The organism is Cryobacterium sp. TMN-39-2 (assembly GCF_004402745.1).
Classification (GTDB): Bacteria; Actinomycetota; Actinomycetes; order Actinomycetales; family Microbacteriaceae; genus Cryobacterium; species Cryobacterium zongtaii.
Genome location: NZ_SOFX01000028.1, coordinates 49,631 through 68,622, shown reverse-complemented (window position 1 = coordinate 68,622; position 18,992 = coordinate 49,631). Strand labels below are relative to the sequence as shown.

Annotated in this window: 19 protein-coding genes; 10 read left to right on the top strand and 9 right to left on the bottom strand. The window is 70.5% G+C overall.

Features of this window, described 5'->3' with window-relative positions; translation table 11 throughout:
• Window positions 1-23 precede the first annotated feature (23 nt).
• The 3 genes from E3O57_RS10600 to E3O57_RS10590 all read right to left on the bottom strand — a co-directional run bounded on the left by E3O57_RS10600 (window position 24) and on the right by E3O57_RS10590 (window position 2,380).
• On the bottom strand, window positions 24-857 hold the full coding sequence (locus tag E3O57_RS10600) for an arginase family protein (RefSeq protein WP_103479694.1): 834 nt from the start codon (window positions 855-857) through the stop codon (window positions 24-26).
• Between the two features lie 58 nt (window positions 858-915).
• Entirely contained in the window at window positions 916-1,575 is a 660-nt protein-coding gene (locus tag E3O57_RS10595) for an NADPH-dependent F420 reductase (protein ID WP_088455372.1), read from the bottom strand.
• A 73-nt stretch (window positions 1,576-1,648) separates the two neighbouring features.
• Window positions 1,649-2,380, bottom strand: a complete 732-nt coding sequence (locus tag E3O57_RS10590) for a PspA/IM30 family protein (protein ID WP_088455373.1) — start codon at window positions 2,378-2,380, stop codon at window positions 1,649-1,651.
• A gap of 104 nt (window positions 2,381-2,484) precedes the next feature.
• Here E3O57_RS10590 and E3O57_RS10585 point away from each other — a divergent pair, with 104 nt between their 5' ends.
• The 3 genes from E3O57_RS10585 to E3O57_RS10575 are packed head-to-tail and all read left to right on the top strand — an operon-like array spanning window position 2,485 to window position 5,473.
• A complete protein-coding gene (locus E3O57_RS10585; RefSeq protein WP_165787967.1) occupies window positions 2,485-3,036 on the top strand; it encodes an alpha/beta hydrolase in 552 nt (183 codons plus the stop codon).
• Window positions 3,036-4,367 carry a M20/M25/M40 family metallo-hydrolase gene (locus E3O57_RS10580; RefSeq protein ID WP_103479663.1) on the top strand — a complete coding sequence of 444 codons (1,332 nt, stop codon included), beginning with the start codon at window positions 3,036-3,038 and terminating at the stop codon, window positions 4,365-4,367. Before E3O57_RS10585 ends, E3O57_RS10580 begins: the two co-directional genes overlap by 1 nt.
• Window positions 4,364-5,473 carry an FAD-dependent oxidoreductase gene (locus E3O57_RS10575; RefSeq protein ID WP_103479662.1) on the top strand — a complete coding sequence of 370 codons (1,110 nt, stop codon included), beginning with the start codon at window positions 4,364-4,366 and terminating at the stop codon, window positions 5,471-5,473. Before E3O57_RS10580 ends, E3O57_RS10575 begins: the two co-directional genes overlap by 4 nt.
• Before the next feature lie 154 nt (window positions 5,474-5,627).
• Here E3O57_RS10575 and E3O57_RS10570 read toward each other — a convergent pair whose 3' ends face one another.
• Window positions 5,628-7,730: a TPM domain-containing protein gene (locus tag E3O57_RS10570; RefSeq protein ID WP_198416827.1), complete on the bottom strand. Its 2,103-nt coding sequence runs from the start codon at window positions 7,728-7,730 to the stop codon at window positions 5,628-5,630.
• A gap of 210 nt (window positions 7,731-7,940) precedes the next feature.
• Here E3O57_RS10570 and E3O57_RS10565 point away from each other — a divergent pair, with 210 nt between their 5' ends.
• Window positions 7,941-8,738, top strand: coding sequence for a gamma-glutamyl-gamma-aminobutyrate hydrolase family protein (locus E3O57_RS10565; RefSeq protein ID WP_241983625.1), 798 nt, complete (start codon window positions 7,941-7,943; stop codon window positions 8,736-8,738).
• A gap of 50 nt (window positions 8,739-8,788) precedes the next feature.
• Here E3O57_RS10565 and E3O57_RS10560 read toward each other — a convergent pair whose 3' ends face one another.
• The gene (locus E3O57_RS10560; protein WP_103460807.1) at window positions 8,789-9,322 is read right to left on the bottom strand and encodes a TetR/AcrR family transcriptional regulator; all 534 of its coding nucleotides are present in this window, start codon (window positions 9,320-9,322) and stop codon (window positions 8,789-8,791) included.
• A 105-nt stretch (window positions 9,323-9,427) separates the two neighbouring features.
• Between E3O57_RS10560 and E3O57_RS10555 the strand changes: the two genes are divergently transcribed.
• Window positions 9,428-10,972 (top strand): MFS transporter, encoded by a 1,545-nt coding sequence (locus E3O57_RS10555; protein ID WP_088455378.1) that lies wholly within the window; start codon window positions 9,428-9,430, stop codon window positions 10,970-10,972.
• Between the two features lie 86 nt (window positions 10,973-11,058).
• Complete coding sequence (locus E3O57_RS10550; protein ID WP_133159810.1) at window positions 11,059-11,526, top strand: hypothetical protein; 468 nt, start codon at window positions 11,059-11,061, stop codon at window positions 11,524-11,526.
• Here the strand turns inward: E3O57_RS10550 and E3O57_RS10545 are convergent.
• Window positions 11,523-13,730 carry a cation-translocating P-type ATPase gene (locus E3O57_RS10545; RefSeq protein ID WP_103479692.1) on the bottom strand — a complete coding sequence of 736 codons (2,208 nt, stop codon included), beginning with the start codon at window positions 13,728-13,730 and terminating at the stop codon, window positions 11,523-11,525. The two genes, E3O57_RS10550 and E3O57_RS10545, sit on opposite strands and share 4 nt — an antisense overlap.
• Before the next feature lie 29 nt (window positions 13,731-13,759).
• Window positions 13,760-14,005: a heavy-metal-associated domain-containing protein gene (locus E3O57_RS10540; protein ID WP_103460800.1), complete on the bottom strand. Its 246-nt coding sequence runs from the start codon at window positions 14,003-14,005 to the stop codon at window positions 13,760-13,762.
• A 134-nt stretch (window positions 14,006-14,139) separates the two neighbouring features.
• Between E3O57_RS10540 and E3O57_RS10535 the strand changes: the two genes are divergently transcribed.
• Both E3O57_RS10535 and E3O57_RS10530 read left to right on the top strand, forming a co-directional pair.
• Window positions 14,140-14,463 (top strand): metal-sensitive transcriptional regulator, encoded by a 324-nt coding sequence (locus E3O57_RS10535; RefSeq protein ID WP_088455381.1) that lies wholly within the window; start codon window positions 14,140-14,142, stop codon window positions 14,461-14,463.
• A 23-nt stretch (window positions 14,464-14,486) separates the two neighbouring features.
• Window positions 14,487-15,707: a low temperature requirement protein A gene (locus E3O57_RS10530; RefSeq protein WP_103479660.1), complete on the top strand. Its 1,221-nt coding sequence runs from the start codon at window positions 14,487-14,489 to the stop codon at window positions 15,705-15,707.
• Here E3O57_RS10530 and E3O57_RS10525 read toward each other — a convergent pair.
• Entirely contained in the window at window positions 15,686-16,273 is a 588-nt protein-coding gene (locus E3O57_RS10525) for a hypothetical protein (protein WP_103479659.1), read from the bottom strand. The genes E3O57_RS10530 and E3O57_RS10525 overlap by 22 nt on opposite strands.
• Window positions 16,274-16,356: 83 nt before the next feature.
• On the opposite strand from E3O57_RS10525, the gene E3O57_RS10520 reads away from it, so the two are divergent.
• Together E3O57_RS10520 and E3O57_RS10515 are read left to right on the top strand one after the other, a co-directional pair.
• Window positions 16,357-17,343, top strand: a complete 987-nt coding sequence (locus tag E3O57_RS10520) for a DMT family transporter (protein WP_241990376.1) — start codon at window positions 16,357-16,359, stop codon at window positions 17,341-17,343.
• Between the two features lie 10 nt (window positions 17,344-17,353).
• The gene (locus E3O57_RS10515) at window positions 17,354-18,139 is read left to right on the top strand and encodes a hypothetical protein (protein ID WP_088455385.1); all 786 of its coding nucleotides are present in this window, start codon (window positions 17,354-17,356) and stop codon (window positions 18,137-18,139) included.
• 11 nt (window positions 18,140-18,150) lie between these two features.
• Here the strand turns inward: E3O57_RS10515 and E3O57_RS10510 are convergent, their stop codons facing one another.
• Window positions 18,151-18,939 carry a LysM domain-containing protein gene (locus E3O57_RS10510; protein WP_133159809.1) on the bottom strand — a complete coding sequence of 263 codons (789 nt, stop codon included), beginning with the start codon at window positions 18,937-18,939 and terminating at the stop codon, window positions 18,151-18,153.
• Window positions 18,940-18,992 lie beyond the last annotated feature (53 nt).

Genomic DNA, 18,992 nt, shown 5'->3' with positions numbered 1-18,992 from the left:
CGATCAGGCAAGCGAAAAGGTCGTCAGCGGGTGATCGCGCTGATGATGCGCAGGATGCTGGGCAGGTCGTCGTTGGCAGCCTCGGGGGAGGACGGCGCGAAGCCGGCGATGGTGGCGCCGGCCAGCGAGAATTCGGCGCGGAGCGCCGTGATCGCAGCGGTGAGGCCCTCCACGGCCAGACCGAACGGGTAGATGTTCGACAGGCCGACGATCGTGGCAGGATCGAGCACGTCGAGGTCGATGTGCAAATACACGTGCGCGGCGCCCGTGCGCTTGACCGCGGCCACGACCGCCGCCGGGGTGCCGAAATCCTCCACCGGCACCAGCGGGATGCCCTGCTCCGTGATGTAGACATCTTCGGCCGGGTCGATGTCGCGCACGCCGGCCAGCACCACCCGGTCCGGGCTGAGCCGGGCATCGGCGTCGAGCGCGAGACCGTCGACGCCGTCACCGAGGATGGCGCGCAGCACCATGCCACCGAAGCCACCGGACTGCGAGGATTCGCTGGTGTGCAGGTCGGGGTGGGCATCGAACCAGACCAGCGCGATGTCGCCGGGGTGCCGGCGGGAGGCGTGCTCGACGGCGCCGAAGGACACCCCGCAGTCGCCGCCTATCGTGAGCACCGGCTCCGAACCGGCGCGGAGCACGGCCAACTGCCGGTCACGCACCGTCAGCAGCGCCGAGAACCGGTGGATGCCGGTGTCCAGGGCATCGCCCGCTTCGGCGGGCACGTCGACGGGAAAGGTGACCGAGGAGGGCAGGTCGCCCTGGATCGCCTCCGCCCCGTCGACCAGGCGCATCGCGCGCGGAGAAACCGAACCTTGCCACTGCGGCACGACCACGTAGTTGGGGGACACCACCCCAGTATGCCCCTCGGCCCCGGCCGGGCGCATCTGCCAGTTCGGGGGCGTCGGCCTAGACCGCCTGCGGCATGTCCCGGTAACGGATGGCCGCGCTCACCGCCTCGCGCAGCTCGAATTCGTCCATCCGCGGGCCGTAGCCCGGGGTGTCGCGCTGGATCCGCCAGCCCTCGTTCAGCGGGCCGAGGTCCACGGTGTCGAAACCGAAGTCGTCCAGCAGCGCAGTGACGACCGCGCGGGCCTCGGGGTCGTTGCCGGCGATGACGAGGGCACGGCGATTCGCCGAGCCGGCCGGCTGGCCGTCGGTGGTGAGGTCCGCGGCGTAGATGTGGTTGAACGCCTTCACGACCCTGGCGTCCGGCAGCAGGTCCTGCAGCAGCTCGGCGGTCGTCGAGGTCTCCTCGTCGAGGGCCACGATGTTGCCGTCCCGCTGGGGGTAGTAGTTATTGGTGTCGATCACGAGCTTGCCGGCCAGTTCGGGCAGCGGCAATGTGTCGATGGCGTGCAGCGGGATCGTGACGATCACCAGATCTCCGGCCGCGGCGGCCTCTGCGGGCAGGGCGGCGCGGGCCCGCGGCCCGAGTTCGGCCACCAGGCCCTCGAGGGTCGCCGGGCCGCGGGAGTTGCTCACCACGACGTCGTATCCGTTGGCTACGCCGAGGCGGGCGAGCTGGCTGCCGATATGACCGGCACCGATGATTCCGAGAGTAGTCATGGTGGTGACAATGCAGAACGGCCCCGGGGTATTCCCGTGGCCGTTCCGGATTCACGCTGTGTGAGGCGGTGCGCTACTGCTCGATCGAGGAGGGCGAACCGGCCTTGAGCGCGGCGAGGCGGGCATCCACCTCGGTGAGCTCACCGAGGTCGTCGAGGCTCTCGAACTGCGCGTCGAGGCTGGATGCGGCGAGTTCGCTGGCGCCACGCACCTTGGCCTCTTCGCGGCGGATCTTCTCCTCGAACCGGCTGACCTCGCTGGTGGGGTCCATCATGTCGATGCTCTTCACGGCATCCATCACCTGCGACTGCGCGGCAGCGGTCTTGGACCGGGCGATGAGCTCGCTGCGCTTGGCGGTGAGCTGGCCCAGCTTGGTCTTCATGGTGTTCAGGCCGGTCTTGAGCTGCTCCACGACGGCGGTCTGGCTCATGATCTGCGGTTCGGCGTCCTTCGCCTCCTTCTCGGACTGCAGCTGGCGGCCGAGGGCCACCTTTGCCAGGTTGTCGAACTTGTCGGCGTCGGCGGCGTTGCCATTCGTGCGCAGTTCGTCGGCCTTGCGGCTGGCGGCGAGGGCCTTGCGGCCCCACTCGCCGGCGGCCTGCACGTCTTCGCGGTGGTCGTCTTCGAGCATTCGCAGGTTGCCGATGGTCTCGGCGATCGCGCTTTCGGCATCGGCGATGCTGTTGGTGAAGTCACGCACCATCTGGTCGAGCATCTTCTGGGGGTCTTCCGCGGAGTCCAGCATCGCGTTGATGTTCGCCCGGGTGAGCTGGGCGATGCGGCCGAAGATCGACTGCTTGGTCATGTGAGTGTCCTTTCGAAGGGTGTCAACGCTAAGAAGCTACCGCGTTCCCCTGCACCTTCGCCCGATTCATCGGCAGCGTCGCCGCGGCGGATAGTGTGTGTTGCATGCCGACCCCCCTGAGCCTGACAATCGTGCCGGGCATCAACGACTCCAACGAGAAGCACTGGCAGTCCCGCTGGCAGGCGACACAGACGGATGCCGTGCGCATCCGCCCGGCCTCGTGGGACGAGCCTGACCTCGAGAACTGGATCGCCGCCGTGGACGCGGCCGTCACCACGCCGGATACGATCCTGGTGGCGCACAGCCTGGGCTGCCTGGCCGCCGCGGCCTGGCTGGCGCAGAACCCCGGCCGCGTGCGCGGCGCCCTGCTGGTGGCGCCGCCGGATCGGTTCGGAGCCGGGTTCCCGCAGGCGGCGCCGAGCTTCCGTTCGGCCGAACCGGTCCTGCTCGGCGTCCCCGCCCTGGTGATCGCCAGTGCTGACGACCCGTATTGCGCTCTCGGCACCGCCCGTAACCTGGCGGCCGCATGGGGCGCCGGCTTCGTCGAAGTGGGCAATGCCGGGCACCTCAACGCGGCCAGCAAGCTCGGCGCCTGGCCGGCCGGCCGGGCCATTCTGGACGAGTTCGCCCACAGCCTGGCGGGAATGGTGCGCTGATGACCGACCCGGATGTGCTCACCCGCCAGACCGTCGACCTGCTGCGCGATCTCATCCGCAACGCCTGCGTGAACGACGGCACCGCCGACTCCGGCGGCGAGATCCGCAGCGTGCGCACCCTCGAGGGGTTCTTCGCCGGCTCCGGGCTCGAGCTCGAGGTGGTGGAACCGCACCCCGGCCGGGCATCGCTGATCGCCCGCCTCCGCGGCACCGACAAGACCGCCCCGTCGCTCGCACTGGTCGGTCACACCGATGTCGTACCGGTGGACCTGGACGGCTGGAGCCGCGACCCGTTCACCGCCGAGCTCGTCGACGGCGAGATCTGGGGCCGGGGCGCCCTGGACATGCTCTACCTCACGGCCAGCTACGCCGTCGTGATCCGCGATCTCGCCATGGGCCCGTTCCGGCCGCGCGGGGACCTGGTCTTCGCGGCCGTCGCCGACGAGGAGAGCGGCAGCCGGCACGGAGTGGGCTGGCTCACCGAGCACCGCCTCGACCTCATCGACGCCGACTTTGTGCTCACCGAATCCGGCGGCGCGCCCGTGGGCGTGCGGCCGTCGATCACCACCACGGTGGGGGAGAAGGGCATTGCCGGCCGACGCCTGGTCGTGCACGGCACCCCCGGCCACGGCTCGGCGCCCTGGGGCGCCCGCAACGCCGCCGTGATCGCCGCCGAGGCCGTGAGCCGGTTGGCCCGGTTCGAAGCGCCGGTGCAGATCACCGCGGACTGGCGGCACTACGTGTCGGTGCTCGGCCTTCCCGCCGAGCTGGCCGAGCGGCTCACCGACCCGGCCCGCATCGACGACGCCGTGCACGCGCTGGGCACCCTGGCCGGCTTCGCGCACGCCTCAAGCCACACCACCATCTCGCCCAACATCGTGCGCGCAGGCACCAAGGAAAACGTTATCCCGTCGCTGGCCACCGTCGACCTCGATATCCGGGTGCTGCCCGGCACAGACGCCGGCCACGTGGACGCCTACCTGCGCCACGCCCTCGGCGAGCTGATGGTCGACATCGACATCGTCGGCGACAGGTTCGAGGCCGCCACCCGCTCCTCGGTGGACACCCCGCTGTTCGCCGCGCTGAGCTCTGCGGTCGCCCGCGCCTACCCGAACGCCGACCTGCTGCCGGTGCTCAGCGTCGGCGGCTCCGACGCCCGGTTCTACCGGCGCCGCGGCATCCCCGCCTACGGCTTCGGCCTGCTCAGCCCGCGCTGGGACTACGGCACCTTCCGGATGCTGTTCCACGGCAACGACGAACGCATCGACGTGGCCTCGATCGCCCTCACCGTCGCCGCCCTCGACTTCACAGTGCGCCAGGTGCTCGGATGACCACCCGTGTCGACACCCTGGTGCTCGGCGGCGGCGCCATGGGCTCAGCGGCCGCCTGGGAGCTGTCCCGCCGCGGCCGCGAGGTGACCCTGCTGGAACGCTTCGACCGGGGGCACACCACCGGCGCCTCGCACGGCGCCTCCCGCAACTTCAACCTCAGCTACTCCGACCCCACCTACGTGGCCATGCTGGTAGAGGCGCTGCGGCTCTGGCGGGAGCTCGAGGACGACGCCGACACCACGCTGCTCGAGCAGGTGGGCCTGGTCAACCACGGCCAGGGTCAACCGTTCGCGGCGGTGCACGCGGCCCTCACCTCGGTGGGGTTCGACCCCGAACTGCTGGCCGTCGACGCCGCGCGGGAACGCTGGCCGGGCATCCGCTTCGACACCGAGGTGCTCTACACGCCGGAGGCCGGCCGCCTGAACGCGGATGCGTCGGTCGACGCACTGCAGAGCGCTGCGGCCGCCCACGGCGCGCGCATCGAGCACGGAATGCCGGCCACCCGGCTCACGGTGATCGGCGATGACAGGGTGCTGGTAGACACCGACACCGAACAGTTCGAGGCCAAACGGGTGATCGTCACGCTCGGCGCCTGGACCGACACCCTGCTCGCCGGGCTGCTGCCGTTGCCGCGCCTGGTGGTCACCCAGGAGCAGCCGGCGCACTTCGCCGTGCTCGACACCAGCTTCACCTGGCCGGGCTTCAATCACGGCTACCGGCCCGGCACGCCCGGTTACGAGTACTGGCGGTCCCCGGTCTACGGCATGCACACACCGGGGGAGGGAATCAAGGCCGGCTGGCACGGCGTGGGCCCCGTCGTCGACCCCGACCGCCGGGACTTCACCGCCGAGCCCGAGCAGCTGCTGGCCCTGCGCCGTTACGCCCGCGAATGGCTGCCCGGCGCCGACCCCGACGACTTCGCCGCGATCAGCTGCACCTACACGACCACGCCGGACTCGAACTTCGTGCTCGACCGGCGCGGCCCGGTGATCGTGGGCGCCGGCTTCTCCGGCCACGGTTTCAAGTTCACCCCCACCGTCGGCCGGATCCTCGCCGACCTGACGGTCGACGTGCCCGCCCCGCCCCTGTTCGCGCTCGGGCGGTAACGCCTGGTTGTCGCGCCCAGTTGCGGCAAAGTGTCCCTTCCAGCTCGCTGAAAGGGTCTGTTGCGGCATGCCGACACCACCGCCACTTCAGGCCCCTTCCTGAGCATCGAAGGGGCCTCAACTGTCATCTCGCGGCGGGAGGTTGAGGCGAGTTCTAGAAGCGGCCGCCACCGCCCCGCCGGCCGCGGGTGCCGCTGCCGCCGAAGCTGCCGGGGCGTCCGCCACCGCCGAAGCCGCCGCCACTGCTGCGCCGACCGCCACCGCCCATCCCTCCGAAGCCGCCACCGCCGCCACCGCCACCGAACATGCCGCCGCCCCCACCGCCGCCGCCGAGGATCTGGCCGATCAGGATGCCGCCGAGCACGGCTCCCATCGAGCCGTTGCTGCCGCCGCGCCGGCTGGCCCCGCCACCGCCGAAGAAGTCGCCGAAGTCATCGTCATTGGTCGAGAAACTGTCCACGTCGCGCCGGGCCAGGGCCGTCGCCTCCGCGGCCAGCGAGCCGGCCCGTTGGGACACGGCCAGCGCGGCGGCCGGGTCACTGGCAACGAGGGAGTCGGCCTGCGCGGTCAACCGGCCGGCCTCCGCCAGGCGGGTGCGCGCCTCGGCGCCGACCGCACCGCGCCGGGCCGTGATGAAGTCCTCCGCCGCCGACACCTGACTGCGCGCGGACTGCAGGCTCTGGGCCAACGCCGCCTGCAGGCGCTGCGCCTGCAACTGGGCGTTGCGCACCCCCTGCAGCGCGGCATCCATGGCGGCATTCGCGGCCTCGAGGGTGCGCAGCAGCTCGATCGGGTTGATCGGCGGCGCGGCCAGGCTGGCGCGCACCTCGGCCAGCGTCTGCTCGGTGCGGGCGATCACCCCGGGAACCGCGGCCGACGCCTCGCCCGCAGCGGGCAGCGAGCGGGCGGCGACCAGATCGGTGTCGAGGTCGGCGAGCATCGCAGGGATGCCGGCCTCCGCCCGCTGCAGGTCGGCGGCCAGCCTGTCGACGGCGTCGACCAACAGTTTGGCCTGGTCGATGGCCTCCTCAGCCGCGCGGATGTCCACGGCCGCGGCGCCCGGTTCGCCGGCGGCGAGCTGGGTGCGGGCTTCGGCCAGCGCGTTGATGGCGAAGGTGAGCCGTTCGGCGGCCTGCTCGGGGTTGTCGGCGACGGTGTCGATCGCGGCGGGGGCGTACCGAGTGGCGAGTTCCACCACACGGGCCTCGGCCTGGTCGAGGAGGGCATCGACGGCAGCCAGCTCGGTGTCGAGCTCGGCCGCGGCGGCCGGGGCGTTAGCCTCCAGCTGGCGCAACTCGTCGAAGGCGGCGGCCTGCTCGTCGAGGGCACGGTTGGCCTCGGCGCACAGGGCGATAATCTGGCGGAACCAGGCCCGCACCTGCTCCTCGGTGTCGGGTTCGGCGTCGTCGAGGCGCTGCTGCAAAGTGAACGCCTGACTGAGCTTGCCGGCCGCGCCGCTCACGGCGGCCTGGAAGGGTTCCGCGGCGGCAGCCCCGTACGAGGCGAGCGCGAAGCCCACCTCTTGGCCGCTGGTCTTGATGGCGTCGTCAGTCTCGATCAGCGCGCTCGACGCCTCCCGTTTCAGCTCGGCCGTCGGCACCTCGTCAGTGGGCTTGCCCTGGCCGGTGACGGGGGCGGTGCCGCGCCGCCGCAGCACCACGATCACGATCGCGACGATGCCACCAACCACGGCGAGCACCAGCAACACGGCGATCCAGAGCGGAAAACCGCCGCCGGAGCCGCCGGAACTCGGGCTGGCCTCGCCAGGAGTGATGACGGGGGCGCTGAGGGGCTCGCCGGCCACACTCTGCTCCATGGCTGCGGCACCGTTGATGGCGGCGCCGGCCCAATCGTTCTCCCGCAGCGACGGTTCGATGGCGGTGTTCTGCACCTCGGCGAGCTGGGCCTCGTCGAGCACGAAGTCGGTGGCGACCGACAGCTGGTACTGCCGGTCATCCGTGGCCACGGCCAGCAGCACATCGTTGTCGCCGAACCCGTTGTCCACGGCGGTCTGGTCGGCCCAGGTCGACGTGTCGTCCACCCCGTCGAAGCTCGACACGTAGGCCACGAACAGGTCGATCTGGGTGCCGGCGAAGAGCTCATCGAGGGCGGCGACCACCTCGGGCTCCCGGTCGCCGAGCGCTCCGACGGTGTCGACGATGTGACTCTGATCGAACGTCACCGGGTCATCCGCCCTGGCGGGTTGCGGTTCGCCGACTCCTACCCCGAGCACGGCGAGGACGGCCCCGAGCAGCACGGCCGCGCCTATCCGGGGGAGTGCCGGTCGTATGCGCGTACGGCTGGGCTGCATGGATGATCTCCCTCGGATGCGGTGACGTGTCGAGCATAGAACCCCCGGCACTGTTGCGCCCTGTTACCGCGAACCGGATGCCGATGGCGCGGCTCAGGCACACTGGAACCCGCACCATCCGCACCCCACCACCCGATCCCGTCACGGAGGCGAGTCATGACCACCACCCAGCTCGCCACCATGACCGCCCTGCCCGCGCCGTCGCTGCCCGAACGGCCCACCCTCGCCGTCATCGAGGTCACCCGCAGCCGGCCCGATCGCCCGGAGTACCACGCCAAGGTGCAGACCCTCAACGCCACGGTCGTCGACGCCGGCACCGACGGCGGCTGGACCGTCGTACGCCTGGCCGCCGCCGACCTCGACGCCCCCGCGCTGCTGGACCTCACCGACTCGGCCGATGCCGTCGTGATCGTCGGCGGCGAAGACATCGACCCGCGCTTCTACGGTGCACGGGCCGGCTACCCGGGCGAGACGCCGCACTTCATCGACGCCGACGAGGGCCAGATCGCGCTCGTGCAGCGCGCCGCCGACCGGGGCACCCCGGTGCTCGGCATCTGCCGCGGACTGCAGATCATCAACGTCGCCCTCGGTGGCGACCTCGTCCAGCACATCGACGACGGCATCCACCGCAACATCGGCGTGCCCATCGACGAGATTCTCTCCACCCACGCCGTCGTCCTCCGCTCCACCAGCACCCTCGCCGCGGCGCTCGGCGACACCCGCATCTCGGTGCAGAGCGCCCACCACCAGAGCGTCGGCCGGCTGGGCGCCGGCCTCACTCCCGTGGCGACCGCCCCCGACGGTCTGGTCGAGGCCGTCGAGCACCGCACCCTCCCGATCACCGGCGTGCAGTGGCACCCCGAGGCACCGGATGCGCCAGCCAGCCAGCTGCCCCTGCTGCTGGCGTCCCTCTATCGGGCGGTCGCCGCCGCCGAGGTCGCCGAGGCCGCCTAATCCGCTCGCGAGCTGAGACTTGACCCCCGAAAACCAGCGGTTTCTGGTGCTTAGCTCACAGTTCGCGGGGTGAGGCGGGCCAGGAACGCGGGGATATCCAGCTCATGTTCGAAGGGCTCGCCGATCGTCGTGGCGTCGTAGTAGAGCCCGTCGGCCAGAAGCATCGTGGCCCGGGCCAGGTCGGGGTCGCGCAGATCCTCGTTGAGGATGTCGAAGTAGCGTCGCCGCATGTCCACGATCACGGCGTGGGCGCGCGGGTTGCGGCGGGCCAGGGATCCGCCGGCCAGGGTCGCCCGGTCCAGCGGGCTGTTCACGTACTCAGCCATCGCCACGTAGGACGCGGCGGCGCCGGCCGGGGCGGCGCGCATCCGTTCGTATTCGGCGTCGGCCAGCCTCTCGAGCCGGTCGATGAGCGCCGTCTCGAGGCCGTCGCGGGAACCGAAGTGGTAGAGCAGCCCGCCTTTGGTGACGCCGGCTGCACGGGCGACGGCGTCCAGCGATGCGCCGGACCCGCTGGTGTCGATGAGCAGTTCCTGGAACGCGGTGAGGATGCTCTCGCGGGCGCTGTCGCGGTGTTGGGCCATGACCGCCACTTTACTGTACTTGGTGGTATAGTCTAAATCTGCTGTACCCGATGGTGCAGTAAAACTCGCCGTTCCCCGGAACCCCGAATCTTCAGCCAGGTAGACATGAGCACCACAGACGACATCCGCACCTCCGACCTCTCCACCGCCGTACCCCGCGCCGGCCGCCGCGAATGGGCGGGCCTGGTGCTGCTGATGCTGCCGGTGCTGTTGATCTCGGTGGACAACACCGTGCTCAGCTTCGCCCTGCCGGCTATCAGCCTGGACCTGCGCCCGAGCAGCACGACTCTGCTCTGGATCGTCGACATCTACCCCTTGGTGCTCGCCGGGCTGCTGGTGGCCATGGGCACCCTCGGCGACAGGGTCGGCCGCCGCAAGCTGCTGCTGATCGGCGCGACCGGGTTCGGCGTGGTCTCGGCCCTGGCCGCGTTCGCGCCCACCGCCGAGATGCTCATCGTGGCCCGCGCGGTGATGGGCTTCTTCGGCGCCATGATCATGCCCTCCACGCTGTCGCTGCTGCGCAGCCTGTTCCTGGATGCCCGTCAGCGCACTCTGGCGATCGCGGTGTGGGCCGGCGCCTTCGCGGCCGGCTCCAGCCTCGGCCCCATCGTCGGCGGCGTGGTGCTCCAGCACTTCCACTGGGGTGCGGTGTTCCTCATCGCGGTACCGTTCCTGCTGCCGCTCGTCGCCCTCGCCGGGGTGCTCATCCCCGAGTCGAAGGACCCGGCGCCGCTCCGCATCGACCTGTTCAGCGTGGCCCTGTCGCTGCTCACCCTCGCCCCGCTGGTCTTCGCGATCAAGACCCTCACCCACGACGGTGTCGGGGTGCTCGGTGTCGGCGCGCTGCTGCTGGGCCTGCTGGCCGGGGCGATGTTCCTGCGCCGCCAGCTGCGGATCGACAACCCGCTGCTGGACCTCACCCTGTTCCAGCACGCCCCGTTCGCCGGGTCGGTGCTGGCCAACTTCCTCGCCGTGTTCAGCCTGGTCGGCTTCCTGTTCTTCGTGTCGCAGCACCTGCAGCTGGTGCTCGGCCTCGACCCACTCGCCGCCGGCCTGCTGCTGTTGCCCGGGGCCGTGTTGTCGGTCGTGGCCGGCCTGGCCTCGGCCTACGTGGTGCGGCGGGTGCCGCCGCGCCTGGTGATCGTGGGCGGCATCCTGCTCTCCGCGGTGGGCTTCGGCCTGATCGTGCTGCTGCGGGAGAACCTCACCGCCGGCGTCGTGGTTCTGGCCTTCGGCATCCTTTCGGTGGGCGTCGGCGCGGCGGAGACGATCTCCAACGACACCATCCTCAGCTCGGTGCCGCCGGACAAGGCCGGTGCCGCGGCCGGGGTCTCCGAGACCGCCTACGAGCTGGGTGCCGTGCTCGGCACGGCCGTGCTCGGCGCGATCCTCGCGGCGTCCTACCGGGCCAGCGTGGTGCTGCCCGACGGGCTCGGCCGGGGCGCGGCCGCCCAGGCCGGCGAGACCCTCGGTGGTGCGCTCGGCGTGGCCGGCGAGCTGCCCGCCGCCGACGCTCACGCGCTCACCGAATCGGCCAAGGCCGCGTTCGACAGCGGGGTGGGTGTCACGTCGATCATTGCCGTGGTGCTGATGCTGATCGCCGCGGTGGCGGTGCAGCTGAGCATGCGCACCCGCCGTCCCCGCGGCTAGGGGGCGCCGGATGCGTGCTGTGCCGCCGTGCCGTACCGTGCTCGCCGCCCCTCGCGCTCAACCGGCCGCCGGACGATACTCGGGGAATGACGGCAACCGGCACGCACCGCATCCAGGCCCCCCATCGAAACCCGACCCCCACCCGCACCGGATCAGAAAGAACCTTGATCGTGCTGGAGGCCGCCACCGGCGTGACCGCGCTGGCCGGCGGGGTGCTGCTGATGCTGGCCCCTGACGGTTCGCTCCTGATGGCCGATTCCGCGGCCCTCGAGGGCACCGCGTTCGAGACCTGGCTGCTGCCCGGCGCCGCCCTGGCGTTGTTAGTTGGGCTCGGTTTCGTGGTCACCGCCGTCTGGCAGTGGCGCCGCGGCCCCTACGCCCGCCTTCTCTCGCTGGCCGCCGGAGTGGGCCTGGTGCTCTTCGAGATCGTGCAGTTCTCGCTGATCGGCTTCCACCCGCTGCAGGTCGTGTTCGGCATCGTCGGTCTGGTCACGGCCGTGCTGGCCTGGCGACTGCCGGCCGCCCGGCACGGCACGGCCGGCGGAGGGCGCTAGCTCGACGCCCGGAACCCGCGCAGGCGCAGGCTGTTGGTGACCACGAACACCGACGACAGTGCCATCGCCGCGCCCGCGATGAGCGGGTTGAGCAGACCGAGCGCGGCGAGCGGGATCGCGGCCACGTTGTAGGCGAACGCCCAGAACAGGTTGGCCTTGATGGTGCCCAGGGTGCGCCGCGAGAGCCGGATGGCGTCGACCACGGCGAGCAGGTCGGCCCGCACGAGGGTGATGTCGCTGGCCTCGATGGCCACGTCGGTGCCGGTACCCATCGCGATGCCGAGGTCGGCGGCGGCCAGAGCCGCGGCGTCGTTCACCCCGTCCCCGACCATCGCCACAACGTGGCCGGCGGCTTGCAGGGCACGCACCCGTTCCACCTTCTCCGCGGGCAGCACTCCCGCGAAGACCTCGCCGATTCCCACCTGGTCGGCCACGGAACGTGCCACGGTGGGATTGTCCCCGGTGAGCAGCACCGGGCTGAGGCCCAGGTCCACCAGCTGTGCGACGGCCGCGGCGCTGGAGGGCTTGACCTCGTCGGCGACGGTCAGGATGCCCCGGGCCTCGCCATCCCAAGCCACGACCACGGCCGTCTGGCCGGCACCCTCGACGGTGTCGAGCGTGGCTTGCAGATCGTTCGGCAGGGTGATCTGCCACTCGTGGGCGAGCCAGCGTGGCCGCCCCACGAGCACCAGGTGCCCGTCGACGACGGCCTGCACGCCGAAGCCCTGCGCCGAGGCGAAGTCGGTGGCCGCCGGCAGCACGCCGACCCGAGCTGCGGCTCCGGTCACGACGGCAACGCCGATCGGATGCTCGGAGCCGGCCTCGGCCGCGCCCGCGAACCGCAGGAGTTCGGTCTCGCCGGCGTCGGCGGACACCGCCGCCGTGACGTGCACGCCGAGCAGCGACATTCGCCCCGTCGTGACGGTGCCGGTCTTGTCAAGCACGATGGTGTCCACCTGGCGGGTGGACTCCAGGATCTGCGGCCCGCGGATGAGGATGCCCAGCTGGGCGCCCCGGCCGGTGCCCACCAGCAACGCCGTGGGAGTGGCCAGGCCCAACGCGCACGGGCAGGCGATGATCAGGGTGGCCACGGCGGCCGTGAAGGCCTGCTCGGCGGTGGCGCCGAGAGCCAACCAGGTGGCCAGGGTGCCTAGCGCGATGACGAATACGATGGGCACGAACACCGCCGACACCCTGTCGGCGAGCCGCTGCACCGGCGCCTTGCCGGTCTGGGCCTGCTCGACCAGGCGGCCGATGCGGGCCAGTTCGGTGTCGGCGCCGACCCGGGTGGCGCGCACCGTGAGACGGCCGCCGGCGTTGACCGTGGCACCCACCACGGTGTCGCCCTGGCCCACCTCCACGGGCACGGTCTCGCCGGTGAGCAGGCTGGTGTCGATGGCCGAGGCGCCGTCGACGACGATGCCGTCGGTGGCGACCTTCTCGCCGGGGCGCACCACGAACACGTCGCCGACGACGAGTTCGGCTATCGGGATGCGCTGTTCCAGCGTTCCGCGGAGCACCGCGACGTCCTTGGCGCCCAGGTTCACCAGCGCCGTCAGGGCCGCGCCGGAGCGGGTCTTGGCGCGGGCCTCGACGTAGCGCCCGGCGAGGATGAACACCGTCACGGCGGCGGCGACCTCGAGGTAGATCTCGGCGGACCCTGACCCCGTCATGCTCAGGTCCATCTGCATGGTCATGCCGGCCATTCCGGCATCGCCGAGGAACAGGGCATAGAGCGACCAGCCGAACGCGGCGAGCACACCCACGCTGATCAGGGTGTCCATGCTCGCGGCACCGTGCCGGGCGTTGAGTGCGGCGGCACGGTGGAACGGCCAGGCGCCCCAGACGGCCACCGGGGCGGCAAGCGTGAGCGCAAGCCACTGCCAGTTGGTGAACTGCAGGGCCGGCACCATCGAGAGCACCGCCACCGGGATCGCCAGGATCGTCGAGATCAGCAGGCGTTGGCGGAGGGCGAGGGTGTCGGCATCCAGCTCGATCGGCTCGGCGGCCGGGGCGGCGACGGGCGGTGCGGGCAGCCGCGCCGTGTAGCCGGTGGCCACGATCGTGGCGATGGCGTCGTCGATGCTGGTGCCCTGCGGCAGGCGCACGGTGGCCTTGTCGGTGGCGTAGTTCACGGTGGCCACCACGCCGGGCAGCCGGTTGAGCTTCTTCTCGATGCGGGCGGCGCAGGACGCGCAGGTCATGCCGCCGACCACGAGGTCGACGGGCTCGTTCACGCGGCGGCGCCCGCGGTGGTCTGCAGTTCGTAGCCGGCCTCATCGATGGCGGCGCGGATGTCGGACCGAGCGGGGGCGGTTGCGCTCGTGACGTGCACGGTGCTGGCGGCGCCTACGGCGAGGTCAACGGTCACCGCGCTGACCCCCGGCACCAGGGACACCTCTTCGATGACACTGGCGACGCAGTGGCCGCAGGTCATGCCGGTGACGAGGTAGTCGGTGACGGTTTCTGTCTGAGCCATGATGCGAACCTTCTCTTACGATACGGATGTTGCGTACGGATGTTGCGGAATGGGGATACCCCCTATGGGTACTCTAGCGCACCATCGTGATACCGTGAGGGGGTATAAGGTCAGCCGACAGCCAGGAGCGCACAATGACGACCGCAGACCACCCCGCAGACCACACCCACGACGGCCCGCACGGCTATATCTCCAACAAGGACGACTACCTCAAGCGCCTGCGCCGTATCGAGGGCCAGGCCCGCGGGCTGCAGGGCATGGTCACCGACGACAAGTACTGCATCGACATCCTCACCCAGGTCTCGGCCATGACCAGCGCCCTGCAGTCGGTGGCCCTGGGCCTGCTCAACGACCACCTCAGCCACTGCGTCGTCGACGCCGTGGCCGTCGGCGGCGACGAGGCCCAGGCCAAGCTCAAGGAAGCCGGCGACGCCATCGCCCGGCTCGTGCGTTCGTAACGCCCAGTCAATATGCTGTGCGCATGACGGATGCGGGCGGCTTCAGACTCCACCGGCGCATGAGCGCCCGCGACACCGGCGAGGCACACCGGGCGGCGAGCCCGCTCGAGCTGCTCTTCGACCTCACCTTCGTCGTTGCGGTGGCTCAGCTTGTGGTGCAGCTCGCGCACGGCATCGAGGGCGGCCACGGCTTCGAAGAGGTCGGCCCGTTCCTGATGGTGTTCTTCGCCATTTGGTGGGCCTGGATGAACTTCACCTGGTTCGCGTCGGCCTACGACACCGACGATGTGCCCTACCGGCTGCTCACCATGCTGCAGATGGGTGGGGTACTCGTGCTCGCCGCCGGGGTGCCCGCAGCGTTCACCGAGCAGGACTTTCGCGCGATCACGCTGGGCTACCTCATCATGCGCATCGGCCTGGTGGCCCAGTGGCTGCGCGCCGGCTTCGAGCATCCGGCGAGCCGGGTGACGGCCTGGCGATATGCGGCGGGGGTCAGCCTCGTGCAACTGGGCTGGTTGGCCCGGTTGGCCCTGCCTGAAGAGGTTGGCGTGCTCTCGTTCCTCGTCTTCGCGGCGCTCGACCTGGCCGTGCCGCTCTGGGCGGAACGCACCGGCATGACCTTCTGGCACCCGCACCACATCAGTGAGCGATACGGCTTGTTCACCATCATCCTGCTCGGCGAGAGCGTGCTGGCGGCCACCTACGGCGTCCAGGACGCCCTGAGCGAGGGCGGCGTGAGCGGCGACCTGGTTCTCGTGTCCGCTGCGGCACTGGTGACACTGTTCGCGATCTGGTGGCTCTACTTCCTCGAGCCCGCGGGGGAGGGGCTCTCCGTCAAACGCAGCCGTTCCTTCCTGTGGGGGTACGGCCACTACGGCGTGTTCGCCGCGCTCGCGGCCCTCGGTGCCGGACTCGAGGTGGCGGTGGCCGAGGCCGGTCATCACCTGGAGGTGTCACCGGTGGCGCTGGGCTATGCGGTGGCCCTGCCGGCGGGCGTCTTCCTGGTGCTGCTGTGGGCCGTGCACGCGGTGCTGGTGTCCAGGTCGCAGATCCAGCCCCTGGTGATCCTGCCCGCGGCGGCGCTGGTGCTGCTGGTGCCGCTGCTCGCCTCGGTCACGGGAGTCACCGTGGTGGTGGTCCTGGTCGCGACAGTCTGCGTGCTCGTAGTAGCAATCACCCTGGCCGACCGGGCGCGCCGGTCCCGGTCGGCCGCCGAGGCCGGTCAGTCCTTCGGCACCCAGTAGCCCACCGCCCCCAGCAGCCGGGTCTCCCGGTCCGCATCTTCGGGCACCGGCACCGCGGGCGGGAACACCCCCATTTCTCGGAAACCGTCGATCTGCGGGCCGATGACCTCTTCGAGGGTCTCCACCAACGCGGCCGGCAACGCGAAGTCCCAGCCGAGGTGGCGGGCGATGGACCAGGCCTGGAACGCCCGGTAGATGCTGATGTGCTCGAGATACTCCCGAAGAGTGAAGTCGCCATAGCTCAGGTGCACGACCTTCTCCGGGTTGAGGTCTTCCTGCACGGCCGCGGTGGCCGTGTCGTTGAGCCGGTCGTAGGCGGCGATCGGGTCGCCGCCGAGCAGGTCGCCGTCGTAGGTGCCGCCGGCATCCTCGATTGTTCTGCCGAGCAGCACATCGGGCACCCAGGCCTCGTCGCGGGCGTGCGCGGCCACAACGTCGCGTACGGTGGGGTTTGACGTCACCGCCCAGTCGGCCGGTGCGGGCCGCATCAGCTCGTCAGGGGTGATCCGGTCGATGACGGAGCGCAACGCGGCATCCGCCTGGAGGAAGAGCTCTCTCTGCTTCATGGGGGCACGCTAACACCTACCGCCGACCAGGCGGAGACCCGCCCGAATCGTCGGCGGCAGCCGCACTGAAATAAGGTCTGGATGTGCTCGTGCCCGTAATGCCCACCGAAGCCACCGATGCGATGGTGTCGTTTCTCGACCCGGTCGCCCGCAAGAACCTCGGCATCGCCGTCGCGCTCGCCGGCACGGTGTTCCTGGCCCTCGGCGCTCAGCTGCAGCACCGAGGCGTGGGCAAGACTTCCAGGATGCGCCCCGGCGACCAGCAGAAGATGAGTATCGGCCAGCTGCTGGCCCTGTTGCGACGACCGTCCTGGCTGCTCGGCACGCTGCTGCTGGGCTTCGCCATTTTGCTGCAGCTGACCAGCCTCGGCCTGGCTCCGCTGCTCGTTGTGCAGCCGCTCGGGGTCGCCGCCCTGGTGCTGTCCACCGTGGTGGACTCCCGGCTCGCGCACACCAGGCTTGACGGAACCGTGTTGCGCTCGGTGGCCCTGTCCGTGGGCGGCATCGTGATCTTCGTCTCCATCGCTGCCGTGTACGCCACCGATCGGCCCATCCAGCCGCCCCAGGTGGTGATCATCCTGATTCTGCTCGGCGTCGTCCTGATCGTCTGCGGCCTGATCTTCACGCTGCTCCGCGCCCGCCTCACCGCCGTGGCCTACGTGCTCGGTGCCGGGGTGCTCTACGCCTTCGTCGCCACCCTGGCCAAACTCACCATCACCCAGCTGGTGGCCGGCGACCTGTCGCTGCTCACCCTGCTGTGTGTCGGCGGCATTCTCACGGCGGCGGTCGTGGGCGGTGTGTTCGTGCAGGTCGCGTACTCCACGGGTCCGCCCAACCTGGTGATCGCCGGTCTCACGGTGGTGGATCCCTTGGTGGCGGTCGGCATCGGCATCGTCGTGCTCGGTGAGGCGTCCGAGGCCCCGCCGTACGCCCTGATCGCCTTTGTCATCGCCGGCGCGATCGCGGCCTACGGTGTTGTCGGGCTCTCCAGGCACCGCCCGCAGTCCACGCTGGCAATCGCCTCCGAAAGCGGGCCCGAAACACGGAGGCCCCCCAGACAACGTCGGTAGCATCATCCTGATGTCAACCGTTCACTCGAAAACCAGGACCGCCGGTCGGTATTTCGTCGTCGCCGGGTTCCTGGCCCTTGCTCTCTCAGGGTGCGCGGCATCCGGCGCGGCCCAGACCAGCGCCGTGACGCCGGCCGAGCCCGGCGACTCCGCGGATGCGACACCAGATTCGTCGGTCGACCCCGCCGTCGCCATGCCCACGGGCTGTCCCGCCACGGCCGAGTCGATGCCGGCCGAGGCGGTCAGCGCTGAGATCGCCGACGTCGACGGCGACGGCGAGAACGACACCGAGTGGTACGACGAGACGACCTCGCCGTTCACCTTCGGCATCAGCACGGCCTCCGGCGCCACCGTCACCCTCGCCGACGACCTGGCCGGCCCCGGCGGGCACAACGGTTGGACGGCGACACTGCACAATGGTGTGGTCGTGACGGTGCTCGACGACAGCCGCAGTGCCACCCTGCACGCGTTGGTGGACTGCGAGTTCGTGACCCCCATCGGTGTGGACGCCCGGCCGTACACCTTCGACATGCAGAATACCCACGACAACGGCACCGGGGTGGGATGCCTCGACGTCGAAGGCGGTGTCGAGTTGAACGGTCTCCAGGTCACCCAAAACCGCGACGACAGCTATTCCCTGATGGCCACGGGCATCACGGTGTCGACAGACGGGCTCACCGCCATCAATGGATACACCGCCGTGTCGGGCGCCCTGCCAGAGGACGACCCTCGAGTCGCCGAGGCGCAGACCTCCTCCTGCGGCGGAGCCCCGGTGGTCAGCACCAGCGGACGCTAGCTAGCCGGCGCTCAACGGCCGCGTTCATACAGGCTCAGATTGAGGGTCTCCCCGGCCCGTGCCATTCCATAGCCTCGCATCGGGTTCAGCCAGAGAATGTCGTGCTCGGTGATGCCGAACCGGATGGCGATGGTCTCCAGCGCGTCGAGGGGTGCCACGACGTAGGCCGACGGGTTGCCGGCGCTGTCGTAGTGCACCTCGCCCCTGGCCAGGTCCCCAGCGCCGGCGTCCGTCACGGTCAGGTCGGGGTCTTGGTCGGGCAGAGTCCAGGTGAGCGGGGCAGTGGCCAGCGCACGACCGAGAGTGCCGATGCCGTCGACCCGTTCCCAGATCACGGCCGTGCGCATCCAGCTGGGGTCCGTGGTCACCATCTCGGTGTCGTAGCCGAGGTCGAAGGTCTGCGTCGTGGCCGTGGTGACCTCGCTGTCGCCCAGGTAGCTCGTCGCGACCCTGAAGTCACCGCTGGTCGCGTTGCCGTCGAGGGCATTCAGCTCGAGGATGGTGGTGTTCGCCACCGGGCCGACGTCGAGGTCGAGCAGGCTCACCATCAACCGACCGTTGTGCGTGGACACCTCGATCGTGCCCTGCACCTCGGGGCGGGGCGCGGTGGTGCCGCTACCGTCGACGAACCCTGTGAAGGTGCCCGTCGCGACGACGATGCCGGGGGCCAGGCCGCGCCGATCGGCAGCGGCACCGGGCGTGGGAGTGGCGGTCAGCTCGCGCACACCGACTGCCGTGCATCCGCTCAACATCGCCACGGTCAGCAGCGCAGCCGCGACCCGGCCTGTTTTGATCGTCATCATCAACCCCCGCTGCAATCTAGCAGCGCACCCGCCGCGAATTGCGCAGATCA

What these genes read in the sequence shown, in the direction of transcription:
- E3O57_RS10510 (WP_133159809.1), bottom strand. Translation starts at nt 18,939, where the DNA reads ATGACGATCAAAACAGGCCGGGTCGCGGCTGCGCTGCTGACCGTGGCG.
- E3O57_RS10560 (WP_103460807.1), bottom strand. Translation starts at nt 9,322, where the DNA reads ATGGCCCAACACCGCGACAGCGCCCGCGAGAGCATCCTCACCGCGTTC.
- E3O57_RS10535 (WP_088455381.1), top strand. Translation starts at nt 14,140, where the DNA reads ATGACGACCGCAGACCACCCCGCAGACCACACCCACGACGGCCCGCAC.
- E3O57_RS10585 (WP_165787967.1), top strand. Translation starts at nt 2,485, where the DNA reads ATGCCGACCCCCCTGAGCCTGACAATCGTGCCGGGCATCAACGACTCC.
- E3O57_RS10545 (WP_103479692.1), bottom strand. Translation starts at nt 13,730, where the DNA reads ATGACCTGCGCGTCCTGCGCCGCCCGCATCGAGAAGAAGCTCAACCGG.
- E3O57_RS10590 (WP_088455373.1), bottom strand. Translation starts at nt 2,380, where the DNA reads ATGACCAAGCAGTCGATCTTCGGCCGCATCGCCCAGCTCACCCGGGCG.
- E3O57_RS10555 (WP_088455378.1), top strand. Translation starts at nt 9,428, where the DNA reads ATGAGCACCACAGACGACATCCGCACCTCCGACCTCTCCACCGCCGTA.
- E3O57_RS10550 (WP_133159810.1), top strand. Translation starts at nt 11,059, where the DNA reads ATGACGGCAACCGGCACGCACCGCATCCAGGCCCCCCATCGAAACCCG.
- E3O57_RS10580 (WP_103479663.1), top strand. Translation starts at nt 3,036, where the DNA reads ATGACCGACCCGGATGTGCTCACCCGCCAGACCGTCGACCTGCTGCGC.
- E3O57_RS10565 (WP_241983625.1), top strand. Translation starts at nt 7,941, where the DNA reads ATGACCACCACCCAGCTCGCCACCATGACCGCCCTGCCCGCGCCGTCG.
- E3O57_RS10595 (WP_088455372.1), bottom strand. Translation starts at nt 1,575, where the DNA reads ATGACTACTCTCGGAATCATCGGTGCCGGTCATATCGGCAGCCAGCTC.
- E3O57_RS10530 (WP_103479660.1), top strand. Translation starts at nt 14,487, where the DNA reads ATGACGGATGCGGGCGGCTTCAGACTCCACCGGCGCATGAGCGCCCGC.
- E3O57_RS10515 (WP_088455385.1), top strand. Translation starts at nt 17,354, where the DNA reads ATGTCAACCGTTCACTCGAAAACCAGGACCGCCGGTCGGTATTTCGTC.
- E3O57_RS10575 (WP_103479662.1), top strand. Translation starts at nt 4,364, where the DNA reads ATGACCACCCGTGTCGACACCCTGGTGCTCGGCGGCGGCGCCATGGGC.
- E3O57_RS10525 (WP_103479659.1), bottom strand. Translation starts at nt 16,273, where the DNA reads ATGAAGCAGAGAGAGCTCTTCCTCCAGGCGGATGCCGCGTTGCGCTCC.
- E3O57_RS10540 (WP_103460800.1), bottom strand. Translation starts at nt 14,005, where the DNA reads ATGGCTCAGACAGAAACCGTCACCGACTACCTCGTCACCGGCATGACC.